The sequence below is a fragment of the Caldalkalibacillus mannanilyticus JCM 10596 genome (assembly GCF_000615945.1).
GTDB lineage: Bacteria > Bacillota > Bacilli > Caldalkalibacillales > JCM-10596 > Bacillus_AT > Bacillus_AT mannanilyticus.
This window is the reverse complement of the sequence record NZ_BAMO01000032.1, coordinates 1-16,699: the sequence shown is the minus strand read 5'-3', so window position 1 is coordinate 16,699 and position 16,699 is coordinate 1. Positions and strand designations below refer to the sequence as shown.

General features: G+C 41.1%; 23 protein-coding genes and 2 tRNA genes. 22 read left to right on the top strand and 3 right to left on the bottom strand.

The annotated features are described in order from the left end of the window. Window positions 1-23: 23 nt before the first annotated feature. From rplO to JCM10596_RS16455, 15 genes are all read left to right on the top strand, one after another. A complete protein-coding gene (rplO, locus tag JCM10596_RS16525; RefSeq protein ID WP_025028088.1) occupies window positions 24-464 on the top strand; it encodes a 50S ribosomal protein L15 in 441 nt (146 codons plus the stop codon). Then, a complete protein-coding gene (gene secY, locus JCM10596_RS16520; RefSeq protein ID WP_025028087.1) occupies window positions 464-1,747 on the top strand; it encodes a preprotein translocase subunit SecY in 1,284 nt (427 codons plus the stop codon). The genes rplO and secY overlap by 1 nt, the downstream gene beginning before the upstream one ends. 43 nt (window positions 1,748-1,790) lie before the next feature. Beyond that, complete coding sequence (locus JCM10596_RS16515; protein ID WP_025028086.1) at window positions 1,791-2,441, top strand: adenylate kinase; 651 nt, start codon at window positions 1,791-1,793, stop codon at window positions 2,439-2,441. 1 nt (window position 2,442) lies between these two features. Continuing rightward, window positions 2,443-3,189 carry a type I methionyl aminopeptidase gene (map, locus tag JCM10596_RS16510; RefSeq protein ID WP_025028085.1) on the top strand — a complete coding sequence of 249 codons (747 nt, stop codon included), beginning with the start codon at window positions 2,443-2,445 and terminating at the stop codon, window positions 3,187-3,189. A 10-nt stretch (window positions 3,190-3,199) separates the two neighbouring features. Next, window positions 3,200-3,514, top strand: coding sequence for a KOW domain-containing RNA-binding protein (locus JCM10596_RS16505; protein WP_025028084.1), 315 nt, complete (start codon window positions 3,200-3,202; stop codon window positions 3,512-3,514). A 4-nt stretch (window positions 3,515-3,518) separates the two neighbouring features. Continuing rightward, complete coding sequence (gene infA / locus JCM10596_RS16500) at window positions 3,519-3,737, top strand: translation initiation factor IF-1 (RefSeq protein WP_025028083.1); 219 nt, start codon at window positions 3,519-3,521, stop codon at window positions 3,735-3,737. 62 nt (window positions 3,738-3,799) lie between these two features. After that, on the top strand, window positions 3,800-3,913 hold the full coding sequence (rpmJ, locus tag JCM10596_RS16495; protein WP_003333770.1) for a 50S ribosomal protein L36: 114 nt from the start codon (window positions 3,800-3,802) through the stop codon (window positions 3,911-3,913). Between the two features lie 60 nt (window positions 3,914-3,973). Beyond that, complete coding sequence (rpsM, locus tag JCM10596_RS16490; RefSeq protein WP_025028082.1) at window positions 3,974-4,342, top strand: 30S ribosomal protein S13; 369 nt, start codon at window positions 3,974-3,976, stop codon at window positions 4,340-4,342. 25 nt (window positions 4,343-4,367) lie between these two features. After that, on the top strand, window positions 4,368-4,763 hold the full coding sequence (gene rpsK, locus JCM10596_RS16485) for a 30S ribosomal protein S11 (RefSeq protein ID WP_025028081.1): 396 nt from the start codon (window positions 4,368-4,370) through the stop codon (window positions 4,761-4,763). Between the two features lie 118 nt (window positions 4,764-4,881). Further along, entirely contained in the window at window positions 4,882-5,826 is a 945-nt protein-coding gene (locus tag JCM10596_RS16480) for a DNA-directed RNA polymerase subunit alpha (protein WP_025028080.1), read from the top strand. Window positions 5,827-5,853: 27 nt separating this feature from the next. Then, the gene (gene rplQ, locus JCM10596_RS16475; protein WP_025028079.1) at window positions 5,854-6,219 is read left to right on the top strand and encodes a 50S ribosomal protein L17; all 366 of its coding nucleotides are present in this window, start codon (window positions 5,854-5,856) and stop codon (window positions 6,217-6,219) included. 149 nt (window positions 6,220-6,368) lie between these two features. After that, window positions 6,369-7,151, top strand: a complete 783-nt coding sequence (gene truA, locus JCM10596_RS16470; RefSeq protein WP_025028078.1) for a tRNA pseudouridine(38-40) synthase TruA — start codon at window positions 6,369-6,371, stop codon at window positions 7,149-7,151. Window positions 7,152-7,305: 154 nt separating this feature from the next. Continuing rightward, window positions 7,306-7,743 (top strand): 50S ribosomal protein L13, encoded by a 438-nt coding sequence (rplM, locus tag JCM10596_RS16465; RefSeq protein WP_025028077.1) that lies wholly within the window; start codon window positions 7,306-7,308, stop codon window positions 7,741-7,743. Window positions 7,744-7,765: 22 nt separating this feature from the next. Beyond that, the gene (gene rpsI, locus JCM10596_RS16460) at window positions 7,766-8,158 is read left to right on the top strand and encodes a 30S ribosomal protein S9 (protein WP_025028076.1); all 393 of its coding nucleotides are present in this window, start codon (window positions 7,766-7,768) and stop codon (window positions 8,156-8,158) included. A 484-nt stretch (window positions 8,159-8,642) separates the two neighbouring features. Beyond that, window positions 8,643-9,041 carry a rhodanese-like domain-containing protein gene (locus tag JCM10596_RS16455; RefSeq protein WP_025028075.1) on the top strand — a complete coding sequence of 133 codons (399 nt, stop codon included), beginning with the start codon at window positions 8,643-8,645 and terminating at the stop codon, window positions 9,039-9,041. 41 nt (window positions 9,042-9,082) lie between these two features. Here the strand turns inward: JCM10596_RS16455 and JCM10596_RS16450 are convergent, their stop codons facing one another. Beyond that, the gene (locus tag JCM10596_RS16450) at window positions 9,083-10,780 is read right to left on the bottom strand and encodes a DUF2207 domain-containing protein (RefSeq protein ID WP_025028074.1); all 1,698 of its coding nucleotides are present in this window, start codon (window positions 10,778-10,780) and stop codon (window positions 9,083-9,085) included. Window positions 10,781-10,935: 155 nt separating this feature from the next. Here JCM10596_RS16450 and cwlD point away from each other — a divergent pair, with 155 nt between their 5' ends. After that, window positions 10,936-11,661, top strand: coding sequence for an N-acetylmuramoyl-L-alanine amidase CwlD (gene cwlD, locus JCM10596_RS16445; RefSeq protein WP_025028073.1), 726 nt, complete (start codon window positions 10,936-10,938; stop codon window positions 11,659-11,661). Window positions 11,662-11,746: 85 nt separating this feature from the next. Then, on the top strand, window positions 11,747-12,799 hold the full coding sequence (salA, locus tag JCM10596_RS16440) for an iron-sulfur carrier protein/transcriptional regulator SalA (protein ID WP_025028072.1): 1,053 nt from the start codon (window positions 11,747-11,749) through the stop codon (window positions 12,797-12,799). A gap of 91 nt (window positions 12,800-12,890) precedes the next feature. Here the strand turns inward: salA and gerD are convergent, their stop codons facing one another. After that, window positions 12,891-13,520: a spore germination lipoprotein GerD gene (gerD, locus tag JCM10596_RS16435; RefSeq protein ID WP_025028071.1), complete on the bottom strand. Its 630-nt coding sequence runs from the start codon at window positions 13,518-13,520 to the stop codon at window positions 12,891-12,893. A 151-nt stretch (window positions 13,521-13,671) separates the two neighbouring features. On the opposite strand from gerD, the gene JCM10596_RS16430 reads away from it, so the two are divergent. Next, window positions 13,672-14,274: a KinB-signaling pathway activation protein gene (locus JCM10596_RS16430; protein ID WP_025028070.1), complete on the top strand. Its 603-nt coding sequence runs from the start codon at window positions 13,672-13,674 to the stop codon at window positions 14,272-14,274. Between the two features lie 26 nt (window positions 14,275-14,300). Here the strand turns inward: JCM10596_RS16430 and pdaB are convergent, their stop codons facing one another. Beyond that, window positions 14,301-15,077, bottom strand: coding sequence for a polysaccharide deacetylase family sporulation protein PdaB (pdaB, locus tag JCM10596_RS16425; protein WP_025028069.1), 777 nt, complete (start codon window positions 15,075-15,077; stop codon window positions 14,301-14,303). An 87-nt stretch (window positions 15,078-15,164) separates the two neighbouring features. Here pdaB and JCM10596_RS28130 point away from each other — a divergent pair, with 87 nt between their 5' ends. The 4 genes from JCM10596_RS28130 to JCM10596_RS16405 all read left to right on the top strand — a co-directional run bounded on the left by JCM10596_RS28130 (window position 15,165) and on the right by JCM10596_RS16405 (window position 16,490). Beyond that, complete coding sequence (locus JCM10596_RS28130; RefSeq protein ID WP_025028068.1) at window positions 15,165-15,830, top strand: stage II sporulation protein M; 666 nt, start codon at window positions 15,165-15,167, stop codon at window positions 15,828-15,830. Between the two features lie 84 nt (window positions 15,831-15,914). Continuing rightward, the gene (locus JCM10596_RS16415) at window positions 15,915-16,136 is read left to right on the top strand and encodes a hypothetical protein (protein ID WP_025028067.1); all 222 of its coding nucleotides are present in this window, start codon (window positions 15,915-15,917) and stop codon (window positions 16,134-16,136) included. A gap of 201 nt (window positions 16,137-16,337) precedes the next feature. Further along, window positions 16,338-16,413 (top strand) — tRNA-Asn (locus tag JCM10596_RS16410). Window position 16,414: 1 nt separating this feature from the next. After that, window positions 16,415-16,490, top strand: a tRNA-Thr gene (locus JCM10596_RS16405). The last annotated feature ends 209 nt before the right edge of the window (window positions 16,491-16,699 follow it).

The window sequence follows — 16,699 nt, the reverse complement described above, 5'->3', positions numbered from 1 at the left end:
CATTGTAAAGAGGAGGTGTAACAATGAAATTACACGAATTGAAACCTGCTGAAGGATCTCGCAAAGAACGTAATCGTGTAGGACGTGGTATTGGTTCAGGTAATGGTAAAACGGCTGGACGCGGTCACAAAGGTCAAAACGCTCGTTCTGGTGGAGGAGTTCGCCCTGGATTTGAAGGAGGACAAAACCCACTATACCGTCGTTTACCAAAGCGTGGATTTACGAATCCAACTCGTAAAGAATATGCAGTTGTTAATTTAGATACATTAAATCGTTTTGAAGCTGGTACAGCTGTAACTCCAGAACTTCTAATCGAAACAGGTATTGTCAAAAATGCTCGTGACGGAATTAAGATCTTAGGAAACGGTGAGTTAAATGTTAAATTAAGCGTTCAAGCTAATAAATTTTCTCAAACAGCTGTAGAGAAAATTGAAGCTGCCGGCGGAAAAACTGAGGTGATTTAATGTTTGCTACAATCTCCAACATTATGAAAGTCGAAGATTTAAGACGCAAAATCATCTTCACCCTGCTCATGCTCGTTGTTTTTCGTATAGGAGCCTTTATTCCTGTACCATATGTTAACTCTGATGTGCTTTCCTTTCAAGATTCTTTAAATGCAATGGCTTTATTGAACACCTTTGGTGGAGGAGCTTTAGAGAACTTCTCTATTTTTGCTATGGGGATTATGCCTTATATCACGGCTTCGATTATTGTACAGCTCCTAACCATGGATGTGGTTCCTAAGTTTGTACAGTGGGCTCGTGAAGGAGAAGCAGGAAAGAGAAAGCTAGCACAGGTTACACGTTACGGAACGATTGTTTTAGGATTTATTCAAGCAATTGGGATGTCCATTGGATTTAACAATATGGTGCCTGGATTAATTCCTAACCCTGGCTTTGGAACTTACTTATACATTGCCATAGTCTTAACAGCAGGAACGGCTTTCTTAATGTGGTTAGGTGAGCAGATTACCGAAAAAGGAATCGGGAACGGGATTTCAATCCTGATTTTTGCAGGTATCGTTGCAGGTATTCCTACAGGTGTCAATCAGTTATATGCGCTGTGGTTTGTGGACAGTGCAGAACCATTATTCATGAGCATCTTAAAAGTCTTATTAGTCATTCTCGTGCTGATTGTGATTACAGTCGGAGTTATTTTCATGCTTAACGGGATTCGTAAGATCCCAGTTCAATATGCAAAAAGAATGGTTGGCAGAAAGATGTATGGTGGTCAGTCTAGTCACATTCCTTTAAAGGTTAATGCTGCAGGGGTTATCCCAGTCATCTTCGCCATGTCCTTAATTATATTCCCAACTACAATTGCTCAATTCTGGTCGGGAAATGTGGTTGCTAATTGGATTGTTGATAATCTTGCTTATACAGCACCACTAGGGATGTTCTTATATGTTATTTTGATCATTGGATTTACGTACTTCTATACCTTTGTACAAATTAATCCAATTCAAATGGCTGATAATATGAAAAAGAATGGTGGATATATTCCAGGAATTCGTCCTGGGAAAACGACGGCTGTCTATTTAACTCGTATCCTGAACCGTATCACCTTAACAGGTGCTATATTCTTAGCTGCTATATCAATTTTACCTCTGTTTTTCACAACGACTTTACCAGCAAGTGTACAAATTGGTGGTACAGCATTACTCATTGTAGTCGGGGTTGCCTTAGATACGATGAAACAAATTAACAGCCAATTGATTAAACGTCACTATAAGGGGTTCATTAAGTAAGGCTTATGCCTAACTTAATTCCTTATAGAATTGGAGGGGTAAGATGAATATCGTATTTATGGGTCTACCGGGTGCAGGTAAAGGAACGCAGGCTGAAAAAATTGTTGAAGCATTCCAGCTTCCGCATATTTCTACAGGGGATATGTTTCGAAGCGCGATTTCGGAAGGAACACCTCTGGGCATAGAAGCCAAGTCCTATATGGATAGAGGAGAGCTTGTTCCTGATGAAGTAACCATTGGAATTGTCAATGAGCGATTAGCGAAAGAGGACTGTAAGGAAGGGTTTCTATTAGATGGATTCCCTCGTACAGTAGCTCAAGCAGAAGCGCTTGAAAATATAATGGCTTTGTCTGAACGTAAGATTGATCATGTGGTTTACATTCATGTAGATCGTGAGTTATTAATTGAACGTTTAGGTGGTCGTTGGTTGAGTAAGAGTACAGGTAAGATTTATCACGCGAAGTTCAACCCGCCAAAGGTTGAAGGGAAATGTGATATTACCGGGGAAGATCTTTACCAAAGACCGGATGATAACCCAGAAACAGTAGCCAAGCGTTTAGATGTGAACATTAAAGAGCAACAGCCTTTATTGGACTTCTATGAACAACGCGGCTACCTAAGAACTGTGAACGGGGATCAAGATATCAATAAGGTGTTTGAGGATATATCCAATATCGTAAGAGGGCAGTTGTAAAATGATTATATGCAAGTCAAGCTCAGAACTTGAAATCATGAGAGAGGCTGGACGAATCGTTGCCCTTACTCATCAAGAGCTAGCGAAACTGATTCAACCAGGTATGACCACAAGGGAACTGGATGCAATTGCTGAAAAAATCATTCGAAAGTATGGAGCAACTCCTTCATTCAAAGGGTATGGAGGATTTCCGGGTAGTATATGTGCTTCTGTAAATGAAGAGCTTGTTCATGGTATCCCAGGCGATAAAGTTCTGAAAGATGGCGACATCATCAGTATTGATATTGGTGCCAACTTCAAAGGATATCATGGAGACTCTGCCTGGACCTATGCTGTTGGTACTATTACTGAACTGGACCAAAAATTAATGGAAGTGACTGAAAAGTCCTTGTATGTCGGACTAGAACAAGCACAACCAGGTGCAAGATTATCAAACATATCTCACGCCATACAAAAGCATGTAGAAGAGGCGGGTTTTTCGATCGTTCGTGAATATGTGGGTCATGGTATTGGATCATCTCTTCACGAGGATCCTCAGATTCCTAACTTTGGTCCACCAGAGAGAGGACCGAGATTAAAGCCTGGCATGGTATTAGCTATCGAGCCTATGGTCAATGCAGGATCACGTTATGTGAAGACACTGGCAGATAACTGGACCGTTGTGACGCAAGACAAAAAGAATTGCGTTCATTATGAACATACCATTGCAATAACTGAAACTGGTTATGAAATTTTTACAAAAGCCTAAAATGTAGGTGATGAATGTGGTTGATCCTGAAGCTATACCGCAGATCGGTCAGATCGTGCGGGTTCTCAGAGGAAGAGATGCCGACAAACTAGCGATCGTCGTTGCCATTGAAGATGGGCGATTTGTACGAATTGCCGACGGAGATAAACGGAAGTTTGATTCTTCCAAGAAGAAGAACATTCTTCATCTCGAGTGTGTCGATTTCATTTCATCTGAAGTTCAAGATAGTATTTCACAGACAGGTCGAGTGACAAATGGCAAGATACGTTTTGCCATCAATAAGTTTAAAGAAGTTCAAGAGCCCTTGATCAAGGAAGGAGACTGAATCCATGGCCAAAGAAGATGTAATTGAAGTAGAGGGAACCGTCATTGAGCCTCTACCAAATGCAATGTTTCGAGTAGAACTTGAGAATGGTCATAAGGTGCTTGCCCATGTATCAGGTAAAATCAGAATGCATTTCATTCGCATTTTACCAGGTGACAAAGTCACAGTGGAATTATCTCCTTATGATTTAACTCGTGGTCGAATCACGTATCGTTTTAAATAAGTACTGCTTGCTCATTGCCTTCTTAGTAGGCTTTTGAGCCATAAGACAAGGAGGTTTACAAGATGAAGGTAAGACCATCGGTCAAACCCATTTGTGAAAAGTGTAAGGTTATTCGTCGTAAAGGCAATGTAATGGTCATTTGCGAAAATCCAAAGCATAAACAAAAGCAAGGATAAGCCTCACTTTCCTAAAGAAAGTGAAGCCGATTAAGATAAAACAGGAGGTGCTAACTATATATGGCACGTATTTCAGGTGTTGACTTACCTCGTGAAAAGCGAGTTGAGATTGCCTTAACTTATATTTTTGGGATCGGTAAATCAACTTCACAGAAGCTAGTTGCTGAAGCTGGTATTAATCCAGATACACGCGTACGCGATTTGACCGAAGAAGAAGTAAATAAAGTTCGTGAATTAATCGATAAAACAGTTAAAGTTGAAGGTGACCTTCGTCGCGAAATTTCTCTTAACATTAAACGTTTAATTGAAATTGGAAGCTATCGTGGAATCCGTCATCGTCGTGGTCTACCAGTTCGTGGACAACGTTCAAAAACAAATGCTCGTACACGTAAAGGTCCTCGTCGTACAGTAGCGAACAAAAAGAAATAAGTAAAGTAAAGGAGGGACATATTGAATGGCAAAGCGTAAAGTACAGGTTCGTACAAAACGTCGTGATCGTAAAAATATTGAGAGTGGTGTGGCTCACATCAGATCAACATTTAATAATACGATCGTTACAATTACAGATACACATGGTAATGCAATATCTTGGGCAAGTGCTGGAAACCTTGGCTTCAAGGGTTCTCGTAAAAGCACTCCATTCGCAGCTCAAATGGCTGCCGAAACAGCAGCAAAAGCAGCTATGGATCATGGCCTAAAAGAAGTTGAAGTAACTGTTAAGGGTCCTGGTGCAGGTCGTGAAGCTGCTATCCGTTCATTACAAGCAGCAGGTCTAGAAGTAAACATGATCAGGGATGTAACGCCAATTCCACATAACGGATGCCGTCCACCAAAGCGTCGTCGTGTCTAATCTGACAGCACAGAGATAACACTCGAATGTAGTGGTATATATTTCCTAAATCTTGTTCATAATAGAATGATAGAATAGGATTCGTGTGCGCGTATGGCGTTTTGAAGGAGGGGTCGTAATGATCGAAATTGAAAAGCCAAGGATTGAAAACGTAGAAGTCAATGAGAATGGCACATATGGAAAGTTTGTCGTTGAACCTTTGGAGAGAGGATATGGAACCACACTAGGGAACTCCCTACGCCGTGTGTTATTATCCTCTCTACCGGGTGCAGCTGCAACCTCTGTTCAAATTGATGGAGTTCTTCATGAGTTCTCAACCATTGAGGGCGTTTATGAAGATACTACTGAGATTATTTTAAACCTGAAAAAACTTGCTCTTAAGATTCATTCTGATGAAGAAAAAACATTAGAAATTGATATCGAAGGAGAAGGTGTCGTCACAGCGGCAGATATTCGTCACGATAGTGATGTAGAAATACTCAACCCAGACCTTCATATTGCAACCCTTGCTGAGGGTGCCAGACTATACATGAAGATTACAGCAGGACGTGGACGAGGTTATATAACCGCAGAGGGAAATAAACGTGATGATCACCCAATTGGGGTTATTGCGATTGATTCCATCTATACTCCAGTTTCTCGCGTCAACTATCAGGTTACGAACACTCGTGTAGGGCAAGTAACCAATTATGACAAACTGATTTTAGAAGTATGGACTGACGGAAGTTTACGTCCAGAAGAAGCGGTAAGCTTAGGTGCAAAGGTTCTTACCGAGCACTTAATGCTCTTTGTTACATTAACCGACCAAGCCCAAGAGGCTGAAATCATGGTTGAAAAAGAAGAAGACAAGAAGGAAAAAGTTCTGGAAATGACAATTGAAGAACTGGATCTTTCTGTTCGATCGTATAACTGTTTAAAACGTGCAGGCATTAATACCGTTCAAGAATTAGCGACGAAGAGCGAAGAGGATATGATGAAAGTCCGTAACCTAGGTCGCAAATCGCTTGAAGAAGTACAAGAAAAATTAGAAGAACTAGGGTTAGGCCTGCGTAAAGAGGATTAACCAGTCGGCTTAAAGGAGGGAAATAGTATGGCGTATCAAAAATTAGGTCGTAATAGTTCAGCAAGAAAAGCGTTGTTTCGTGACCTAGTAACAGATCTATTCATTTACGAAAGAATCGAAACGACAGAAGCGAAAGCGAAAGAAGTTCGCTCTATCGCTGAAAAAATGATTACCTTGGCTAAACGTGGAGATCTTCATGCCAGACGTCAAGTAGCTGCATTTGTTCGTAACGAAACAGCTGACGAAACAACTGGTCAAGATGCAATCCAAAAGTTATTTAGTGATGTAGCTCCTCGTTTTGCTGAGCGTCAAGGTGGATATACACGTATATTAAAGCTTGGACCTCGCCGTGGAGACGGAGCACCAATGGTATATCTTGAGCTAGTAAAATAATCTCAACTCCAAAAAGGGTGAGGCAGGGTCTGGGCTCTCCAGATTCTGATCGTGCCCTTTTTTTGCACGATCTAAAGTGGCTGGATTGACGTTTTTTTTCTATTATATACTCTTGGGTAGCTAGCCTTTTTCAAAGGAGCCGGTTGATTGTGACAGAAGGGACATCTGAAAAACGTAAATACAAATGTACGGTGGCTTATGATGGAACGAATTATGCAGGATTTCAGCATCAACAAAATGCTCTATCGATTCAAGAGGCAATCGAGAAAGCACTGTATAAGCTTCATCAGACACCTGTGAAGATTTTTGGTTCTGGTCGTACAGATGCAGGTGTTCACGCAAGGGGGCAGGTCTTTCACTTTGAAAGCGAGCTAGCTATTCAAGAGTCTAACTGGACGAGAGCGATTAATGCTCTGTTGAGTCCTGACATTAGGATTCAGCATACCGAAAAGGTGGACCTAGATTTTCATGCTAGACATGATGTCTTAAAAAAGGAATACCGCTACTTTCTGCATCTTAGCAGGACAGAGGACCCATTCAAGAGATTGTATCAATATCGTGTATCCTACGACTTGGACTTTGCAGCGATGCTAGAAGCCGCTCGTCTTTTTCTTGGGGAGCACGATTTTACGGCTTTCTGCTCTAAAAGAACGACGGTACGAAGCCGAATCAGAACGATCTATCGTTTGGATCTTGAAAAGCACGGTGACAAGCTGGTATTGATCTGTGAAGGGAATGGTTTTCTATTCAATATGGTCCGTATCATCACAGGGACCCTTATAGCGGTCGGTAGGAAGCGTTTATCTTATGCCCAAGTAAAGCAAGCGCTAGAAACCTTAGATCGATCCTTGGTAGGACCAACAGCGCCTCCACACGGCTTATTTTTGTGGAAGGTGAGTTATCCTGAGGATAAAAAACTTTTATCTCTGTGAAGGAAATAACCTTGACTATATACTCGTTCTATAGTAAGATTGCTAGTGGTATATTTACTTAACTCAGCCCCCACAGCCCCGGGTTAATGAATATAATAAAGATGATAAAATATCGATCATATAGATTGAAGGATCAAAAAACGGAGGGAAAAAAATGCGTACCACGTATATGGCAAAGCCACAAGAAGTTGAACGTAAATGGTACCTTGTTGACGCAGAAGGAAAGACACTTGGTCGCTTAGCGAGTGAAGTAGCTGCTATTCTTCGCGGGAAGAACAAGCCAGAATTTACACCACATGTTGATACAGGAGATTTCGTTATTGTAATCAATGCGGAAAAAATCCATTTAACAGGTAAGAAATTACAAGATAAAATCTACTACCGTCACTCTTTACATCCAGGTGGATTAAAGCAGACGACAGCTGGCGAAATGCTTCAAAAGCGTCCAGAGCAAGTCATTGAAAAAGCAGTAAAAGGAATGCTACCAAAGAATACTTTGGGTCGTAAGCAAGGTATGAAGTTATTCGTTTATGCAGGTAGCGAGCATAAGCATCAAGCACAAAAACCAGAAGTTTTAGAACTTCGCGGTTAATTGGAATAGGAGGGTATTCATTTTGGCACAAGTAACTTATTATGGTACAGGTCGCCGTAAGCACTCAGTAGCTCGCGTTCGTTTAGTACCTGGCGATGGAAATATAGTGATCAACAAACGTGGAATTGATCAATACTTTGATCTAGAAACTTTAAAGCTTATCGTTAAGCAACCTCTTAAAGCAACTGAAACAATCGGTAGCTACGATGTTCTTGTTAATGTAAGCGGTGGTGGATATACTGGTCAAGCAGGCGCAATCCGTCATGGTATTGCTCGTGCATTACTAAAAGTAGATCCTGAGTATCGTTTAACTCTTAAACGTGCTGGCTTCTTAACTCGTGACCCAAGAATGAAAGAGCGTAAAAAATACGGTCTTAAAGCAGCTCGTCGTGCACCTCAGTTCTCAAAACGTTAATATTATATACGTTTCAAAGGCTCTCAAGCTATTTTGCTTGAGAGCCTTTTTTGGCGTTCCTATCCAAACACAATTAGCTGTAAAAGAGTTAACATAAACATGATCGAAACTGGGGCAATTTTTAGTAACAACAGGCCATTATAGGTTACTATCAATTTCTCAGAAGGGTTCTTTGTTCGCTTTGATATCTAACCATCCATTCATCTTCGTGATTATTCAATTTCATCTCCCCAGCGTTCCTTTATTGTTTTTAATGTATTTGAAACTCTGACTCCTCTGAGACGAATGTTCACAGAATCTCATCTATTAGCCCATCTAGCGAATTGTTATAATAGCCATGTAGGAAGCGATGGAAGAAGTAAGAATGAAAAAAGTAATTAAACAATGAAAGAAACAATGAAAGAAACAATGAAAGAAATAATGAAAGAAACAATGTAGAAGACATATGTATGTAATGAATGAGTATAAAAGGGAGGTATCTAAATTGAGTAAGAAATATTGGATTATGGGCTTGTTCCTGTGCGTTGTGGTTGGGTTCGTGGGATATCAAATTCTAGGGAGTACAGGAATCCAACAAATATCTACCCTAGAACTTGAGGAAAGACTGGCAGCGGAAGGTAGTTCCCAAGGAGTTCTCTATCTGGATGTTCGTGAAGAGCATGAATTTAGAGAAGGACATATTGCCGAAATGATCAATATGCCCTTAAGCAGTTTACCCGAAACCTATGCACAATTACCTAAAGATCAAGAAATCGTGATTATTTGTCGGAGTGGAAAAAGAAGTATGGAGGCCGTTCAATTGCTACAGGAGCAGGGCTATACAAAACTGGTCAATGTCAAGGGAGGAATGCTTGACTGGAAAGGTGCAATTGTGATGGAGTAAGGGTTTAGGCTTCAAAGCGACCTTATACTAATTACACTGAATTAAAAAGCACCTGATCCCCCACCTCCGCCTCCTGTTCCACCGCCTGATCCTCCTCCATGAGAGGAGCTAGCTGCTGATTGATTAGCTGCATGAAAGCTTGATGAAGCAAGTGGTCCAATATAGGCGAAGGAAGCGACATCTGATGTAGGATAAGGATGGTTCACTCCGGAAGTTGTAGGAGGAGTGAAGGCAGCCACGAGTTCCTCATTTTTCTTGTGCAACTTCTTCTGATTGATCCCTAGTCCATAGATATAAGCTCTCATGCGTTCATCATCAGACCAAGCCTCCCACTGAGCGATAGAAATGTCTGTGAATTGTTGTTTAAATAGCTTCCACTCATAGGATAGCTGCGTCCCTTCCACTGTCTTGGGGTGATAGGAGAAGGCATAGACGGTCACCGTTATAAATAGAGCCAGGGCGGCAAAAAAGGCTCCGAAGAGATCGTGCAAGGGAAACAAAATAAGGAACGGCAAGACAAGGAGGCTGGACAACCCGACAAGCAGGCGGTAGCCTTTTTTCTCCTCATAAAGAGAGTGCTCTTGTAGCTCTTGTTTTATGGCTTGCTGCCATTGTGACAGAAAAGAATGGTATTGACTGTGGTTTTTTTTGTTTTTTGTATAGGCTTTTAAATCGTCAAAGCTAAACTCTCCGTTCTGACCGATAATCTCAAATAACCATTTCAGTACTATTTGCTCATGGGCTAAAGCTCCTTGTGTATGAATGACCTGAAAGGAAGCTTCTCCTGTCTTCTTCACATAGCCTTGACGGACAAGGTCTAGCAAGGCAGCCGCCATCGCTTCAGGTGGGAGATACTTAGAGTTCGTATAATAGATTGTTGCTGGCAAGCTAATGATCTGCTCAGGAACTCCTTGAATTGAGGAGCCGTTCTGCTCGATAGCCCTATATCTTGCTCGTCGATCTAACCAGGCTCTGAACATAAGCAATAGAACAAAAAGTGTAAAGGTTGGAAGCCCTATTTTGGCGATTGTGACTAAGGTTTCCTTTCTTTCGGCTCTTTCTTGCTCTTGAACGATCAGTGAGTGTTGTTCTTGGATGAGGGTGTCTTTCATTCGCTGATGGATCGTTGGGCTTGCAGCAGTGAACAGATTAGCGTCATAGGCTACACGGATATCTCCATTTGTACCGCTGGGGACTTCCCCCAATTGAAAAAGGATGGAGCCGTCCACTTGAATGGTTTCTGTTGCAAACGCCTGATCATAACCAAAGGCAACGACAGGATGCGTTGACTCGGGTGGATATATGACAATCGACAGATTTTCATAGGTAGATGGGTTGCGGCTATCGAAGAATGGCCAATAGAATTGTGCCACATCCTGATAGACTTCAATACCCTTTTTGATGGTATATTGAAGGGTTACTGTCACACTTTCATCCTGACCTTTACGATGTATTTTATATAGATCATTTTCCCTTTCAATTTGTAGGGGATACCCCTTTTCAGCTGCTCTAAAATGAGTGATTTCCGTTCCGGATTTTGGAACGATCTCGCGAGTGATCCCATTAAATTCTCCACTAAATTCGTACGTGTGTATTTCCTCTACGTGTACATTCCCGTTTTCTTGCAGGTACGCATTGATTTGAACATTCGTAATAGAATAGTCCACAGCCCAAGCTTGACTAGGGAATAATATCAGCACAGCAAGGAAAAACAATAAAGATATGCTTGCTTTCTTCATCTACGTCACCTACCTCCCATACTTTCTTCTATGTAATGTAGATACGAGAGAACAAGAGAGAAGTTTCGGAATTTTACCCAGACCTTCTTAGAGGTTGTCATAGAATTTCCCTAGCCATCGTATACATGTATAGATGATGGACAAGGGGGATGACCATGAGATGGAATCTTAAAAAAATGATAATGGGTGGTTTCGCATTTGCTGTGCTAATTTATATTTTTACAACAGATCAATCCTACGATTTTTCAAGATCAGCTTGGAGCCTTCCTCTAACGGGAAAGGTGATTATTTTGGACCCAGGGCATGGTGGTGCTGATGGTGGTGCCATCAGTAAGCAAGGTTTAATAGAAAAAGAAGTCACCTTAGCGATATCGATTTATCTGCGGGATTTATTGCAGCAGTCAGGGGCACTTGTCTTAATGACACGGGAAACTGATACGGATTTGGCAGATGAAGAATCGAAACGAGCAGGGAGAAGAAAAGTAGAGGATCTAAAAAATAGGGTAAAGATGATTAATGAAAATAATGCCGATTTATTTATTAGTATCCATCTCAATAGCATCCCTTCTCCCAAATGGAGGGGGGCTCAAAGCTTCTTTCATCCTCAATTTGAAGAAAGCCATCAGGTTTCCCTTTTTATTCAGGATGAGCTGATACGAAACCTAGAAAATACGAATCGGAAGGCGAAAAAGAATCAAGATATTTTTATCCTCAGGCATGCTGAAATACCTGGATCTTTAGTAGAGGTTGGCTTCTTGTCCAATGCAGAGGAGTCCATTCTTTTAGAAACAGCAGAGTATCAGAAGAAAGTAGCCAGTTCCATTTACCAAGGGATTCTACGTTTTTATTCTGGAGAAAAAGCGAGCCCAATTCAGGACTAAAAATTGGGTTCGTGCGCAACCTATGCTATACTAAGGGCAGAAAATACGAAGAAAATATAAGACAGAGCCAAAGAGGTGTTCATTCATGTTATCAGAACAACAAATAGTCGATGCATTACGTCCGATTCAAGAACCAAGCCTACATAAAAGTCTTGTCGAGGTTGGTGCGATTAAAGAGATAAAAATTAATGGTTCTTATGTCAGTCTTAAGGTAGCGCTTTCAAATCTAGGGACTCCCGAGCAGGTGGGGGTGCAAAATCAAATTATTCAAGCTGTCAAAGCAGCGGGAGCAGAAACTGTAGGGCTGCGTTTTGCCGAATTGACGTCTGAGAATCAACAACAGGGGTCTCCGGCTAAGGGAACAGGTGATGCCCTGCTTTCTAAGGACTCGAAAACGGTATTTATTGCTGTAACGAGCGGGAAGGGCGGAGTTGGGAAGTCCACAGTAACCGTTAATCTCGCAACTGCATTAGCACGCCAAGGGAAACGAGTGGGAGTCATTGATGCGGATATTTACGGATTTAGTGTCCCGGATATGATGGGAATTGACTCACGTCCTCAGGTTGTCGGTGAAGTGATCTACCCTGTGGAAAGAAAAGGAGTTAAGGTCATGTCGATGGGCTTCTTCGTGGAAGATAATGCGCCTGTGATCTGGAGGGGACCGATGCTCGGAAAAATGCTGCGTAATTTCTTCAGTGAAGTTCATTGGGGGGAGCTTGATTATATGATTTTAGATCTGCCTCCAGGAACGGGAGATGTCGCCTTGGATGTCCATCAAATGTTACCAGAAAGCAAGGAGATTATTGTAACAACCCCCCATTCAACAGCAGCCTTTGTTGCCGCTAGAGCAGGTTCAATGGCGTTAAAAACAAATCATGAGATTCTAGGAGTAGTTGAAAATATGTCCTATTATCAGTTGCCGGATGGAACGAAGGACTGTATCTTTGGTCAAGGGGGCGGAGAGAAGCTGGCGGATGTACTTGATACAGAGCTTATTGCTCAAATTCCTTTAGGACAGCCTGTCAAAGAACAGGATGAAACAGCGACCGCCTTATATACGGAAGGAACGTTAATTGGAGATATCTATAGCCAATTAGCGAAGAAGGTCATGCAGAAGGTTGTTATTCCTTCATCATAATGCAAGCTTACAAATAGAAAAACACAGGGTTTGTGGAAGATCTATCCATGAGATCTGTCCTGCCCTGTGTTTTATTCGTTTTTTCTATCAATTAACTGCTTTCTTCCCCTTCACTTCCTCCGCCGCCTTCTTCTTTCTTTTTCTTCTCATCTTCAGGAGGGCTTTCAGCAACCTTGCCTAGCAGCTCTAGAAGTTCTAGGCGAAAGTAAGGACTTTGGATGGCATCTTTCATGACGCTCATAGTTTGCTGTCTGAACTCATTGGATTTGGCCATCTCTAAGAATTGCTTTTCCATTTCGGGATCCTTCAAGACCTCGATTAAAGAAGCACGATATTGCGGATCTTTCATCAGGTCTTTAATTAGTTTCTTATGTTCATCCTCTAATTGTTTCGCATATTCCTTCATAAACTCGGGATCACTCATAATTTCTTTTAATTTTTCCGTATTCTCTGGGTTCAGGATGGTTGTTTCAATGGTTTTTTTGACAAAAGGTTCATCTAGCAGCAGTTCTTGTTTAACCTTATCTTCCTGCATGACCTCCTCAACTGCTTTTTTCCCTTCATCGGTTTGTAGAATATCGACGACCATTTGCTTGGTTTCTTTATAATCAGGCTTGGCTGTTTGTTCTTCAGGAGCACAGCTACTAACGAAAAGCATAAGGACAATAAAGACGAACGCAAGTAAGAGGGTCATTGTCTTCTTTAGAAAAAAATGTTTCATAAAATGACACAGCTCCTTTCAAAAATCTATATGTTTAATATGCATCTGTGGAATGAATTTATACTTTTTGGTACAATCGTAAGCAGGGTGTTTAAAGAATCCAAGAATAATGTAATATTTTTTTACATAGAGAGAAAGTGGTGACCGAACATTGAATCTAAAGAAATTATTTTACCTCATTATAACGACCTCTCTGCTGGGGGGATTTAGTGCCATTACGACTGCTTTGGCGTTAGGGTATGAAGGGGCTCAAGGAAAAACCTTAGGAGATATTGTTGCTGTAGGGATTTGGTTGTTTATTGTTGGGCTGTTATTTAGTGTAATCAGTCAGATGGGCTTTTTTGCTTATCTTACTATTCATCGTTTTGGACTTGGTCTTTTTAAATCTCACAAGTTATGGAATCGTGTCCAGATTGTCTTGATCGCTTTTACTTTTTTTGATCTCATCTATCTGCGGTACTATGCCTTTCACACGCCCGGTGAGTCATTTTTTCATTATGTAGCTATGCCCGTCATATTACTGCTTGCTGCCTTGCTTGGTGCGTATTTTAAGGCGAAGGAAACTCAAAAATTTACCTTTATCCCCGCTGTTTTCTTTCTGTATGTGGTTACAACCATTGAAATTGTGCCTGCTTTGACTCAAAATGATTGGAATTGGATTATCCTTATGCTAGTGCCTATGTTTGTCTGTAATGTCTGGCAGTTGCTTCTACTTCACCGTTTGTTGGGGGAATCAAAAGAAAAAAGTGCCTGAGGCTTACTCATAGCACTTGGAAGAGTTTAATTTAGTTGTTTGACCTTACTATTGACTCCAGAGATCAATTCAGAAACAGTGACAAAATCATAGCCGTTGGACTTCAATTGGTCAATGATTTTGGGAAGAGCTTCATGAGTTTGTTTACTGGAATCACTAGCATGAAGTAAAATGATATCTCCTGGATGAGCTTGACTCACTACATTTTGAACAATGTTATCGACTCCTGGGTTCATCCAATCCTTCGAATCTGTATCCCATTGAATCACGGTGTAGCCTAGTTCTTGTGAAATGCGTAGAACACGCTTGTCAAAGTCGCCATTGGGAGTACGAAGTAATTTAATGTCCATTCCTGTTAGGGATTTGAGGGTCTTGTCTGCTTTAAGAATTTGCTCACGAATTTCATCGTCTTTAAGTCGGCTGTAATTAATATGCTTGTGTCCGTGGGAACCAATTTCAAAGCCCATCTCCTTTATTCGTTGGACAATCTCTGGATGATGTTCAGCCCAAGGAGCAGATAAAAAGAAAGTGGCTTTTTTCACACCCTTAGCTTCTAGAACATCCAGAATGGGTCCAGGTCGTTCACTTCCCCAAGAGATGTCAAAGGTGAGAGAAAGCTTTTTTTCGTTTGTTTCGACTTTATAAATGGCTTCTGGCCCATCCGTATTTTGTACTGTCATTTTCGAGAAGACAGACATGGAATCTTTCTCTACGTAGATAATGCCCGCTGTAAAAAGCGCAGCCATTGTTAAGATCAGTAATCTTTTTATTTTTTGACCATTTAAAACCCAGAAAACATTCATTGGGTGGTACCCCCTGTCCAATAAGTCTATATTAGAATAAGTATGTACAAGAACGAAATTTATGCCCAAAAAAAGGAGTTGCTTTTCATGAGGGATGTAAAAAAATTAATAAAAGAGTCTTGGTCAGCGATTTTTTTAGCGGGACTACTAATGTTTGCAGGTGCTTGGCTTGGGTATCAGTACAGTCACGTTTTTGATAAACACATCGCTGCTATGATGGATCAGTTAAAAGACATCGTGGAGCATATTGAAGGAAAGGACAGTCCGCTGTATACGGCGTGGTATATCTTTCAGAATAATACGAAAGCAGCCATGATGATGGTGATCTTAGGTATCTTCTTCTTTTTTGCCCCTGGCTTCACTCTGTTTGCTAATGGCTTGGTGATTGGGTATGTATTACACACGTCAGCGAATGCAGGAGTAGCACCATTAGCCGTTATTTTGTATGGATTAATGCCTCATGGAATTTTAGAGCTTCCTGTCATTATTGTAGCTGGAGGACTGGGCATGTTTCTGGGCTGGCGCTTATTGAGATGGTTTTGGGGCAGCGAAGGGTTTTTTGCTCACGCTTTTGGAGAAAAACGCAATGTTGGGGTAAGAACGTTATGGGAGGAAAGGGGAAAACAGATTTTTAAAGAACGACTTCATTCTGTTTCAGCCCTCTTAATTATCATGATATGCACACTGTTTGTAGCTGCCATGATTGAAAGTTTTGTCACGCCTCTCATCATAGAAAAAATGATTCGATCCTAAAAAAATTAGAGGGGATAGTCATAAAATACCTCAATTTGGGAAATAACAATGACACATGGGAAATCAATAAATGAGGTGTGGCAGATGATTGGAATGATGCTTAATCAAAAGGAAACACTAGAGCTGGAATATTTATTGAAAAAGGAGTTAGAGGAGCTTTTATTGGATTTATCTGATGAAAGAATTGATGGTCTTGTCAGGCGTGCCATGGAGGAGCGGTATAAAATTATCTTTAAACTATATGGACGATTTGTTTCTCCAAGAGAGCTATCTAAATATATCAGAAAAAAATCACAGCATGTGTAAGGAATTATAGATCTCTACGTTATAATAACAAGCCATAAACATTATCTAGATGGAAGATAAGCTGTTTATAATGAGGGGAAAAATTACCGTCAAAAATGGGTTGCAAAAAAAAAAACATTGTATACTAATTCTTGTCCTCAGGAACAGGTCAATAGCTTTGTGGACAAGATATACGATGTAAGTTAACGAAGATTGATTTATTCCACAGTAGCTCAGTCGGTAGAGCAATCGGCTGTTAACCGATCGGTCGTAGGTTCGAGTCCTACCTGTGGAGCCATGCTTCCATAGCTCAGTCGGTAGAGCGCTTCCATGGTAAGGAAGAGGTCATCGGTTCAATCCCGGTTGGAAGCTCCAGTTTATTATATGCCCGTTGGTCAAGCGGTTAAGACACCGCCCTTTCACGGCGGTAACAGGGGTTCGAATCCCCTACGGGTCACCATTTTTCTAAGAAGCAGGATTCTCACCCAAGGGTTCCCCAGAAGAAGTAACGCACAAGAAGCTATTCACTGGACTAGCTAACGCGTCGGAATCCTACCTGATGGTCCAACTAATTCTAAGAAGTA

Coding starts and splice junctions, on each gene's coding strand:
- rplO (WP_025028088.1), top strand. CDS start 24: ATGAAATTACACGAATTGAAACCTGCTGAAGGATCTCGCAAAGAACGT.
- secY (WP_025028087.1), top strand. CDS start 464: ATGTTTGCTACAATCTCCAACATTATGAAAGTCGAAGATTTAAGACGC.
- JCM10596_RS16515 (WP_025028086.1), top strand. CDS start 1,791: ATGAATATCGTATTTATGGGTCTACCGGGTGCAGGTAAAGGAACGCAG.
- map (WP_025028085.1), top strand. CDS start 2,443: ATGATTATATGCAAGTCAAGCTCAGAACTTGAAATCATGAGAGAGGCT.
- JCM10596_RS16505 (WP_025028084.1), top strand. CDS start 3,200: ATGAATGTGGTTGATCCTGAAGCTATACCGCAGATCGGTCAGATCGTG.
- infA (WP_025028083.1), top strand. CDS start 3,519: ATGGCCAAAGAAGATGTAATTGAAGTAGAGGGAACCGTCATTGAGCCT.
- rpmJ (WP_003333770.1), top strand. CDS start 3,800: ATGAAGGTAAGACCATCGGTCAAACCCATTTGTGAAAAGTGTAAGGTT.
- rpsM (WP_025028082.1), top strand. CDS start 3,974: ATGGCACGTATTTCAGGTGTTGACTTACCTCGTGAAAAGCGAGTTGAG.
- rpsK (WP_025028081.1), top strand. CDS start 4,368: ATGGCAAAGCGTAAAGTACAGGTTCGTACAAAACGTCGTGATCGTAAA.
- JCM10596_RS16480 (WP_025028080.1), top strand. CDS start 4,882: ATGATCGAAATTGAAAAGCCAAGGATTGAAAACGTAGAAGTCAATGAG.
- rplQ (WP_025028079.1), top strand. CDS start 5,854: ATGGCGTATCAAAAATTAGGTCGTAATAGTTCAGCAAGAAAAGCGTTG.
- rplM (WP_025028077.1), top strand. CDS start 7,306: ATGCGTACCACGTATATGGCAAAGCCACAAGAAGTTGAACGTAAATGG.
- JCM10596_RS16450 (WP_025028074.1), bottom strand. CDS start 10,780: ATGAAGAAAGCAAGCATATCTTTATTGTTTTTCCTTGCTGTGCTGATA.
- cwlD (WP_025028073.1), top strand. CDS start 10,936: ATGAGATGGAATCTTAAAAAAATGATAATGGGTGGTTTCGCATTTGCT.
- salA (WP_025028072.1), top strand. CDS start 11,747: ATGTTATCAGAACAACAAATAGTCGATGCATTACGTCCGATTCAAGAA.
- gerD (WP_025028071.1), bottom strand. CDS start 13,520: ATGAAACATTTTTTTCTAAAGAAGACAATGACCCTCTTACTTGCGTTC.
- pdaB (WP_025028069.1), bottom strand. CDS start 15,077: ATGAATGTTTTCTGGGTTTTAAATGGTCAAAAAATAAAAAGATTACTG.
- JCM10596_RS28130 (WP_025028068.1), top strand. CDS start 15,165: ATGAGGGATGTAAAAAAATTAATAAAAGAGTCTTGGTCAGCGATTTTT.
- JCM10596_RS16415 (WP_025028067.1), top strand. CDS start 15,915: ATGATTGGAATGATGCTTAATCAAAAGGAAACACTAGAGCTGGAATAT.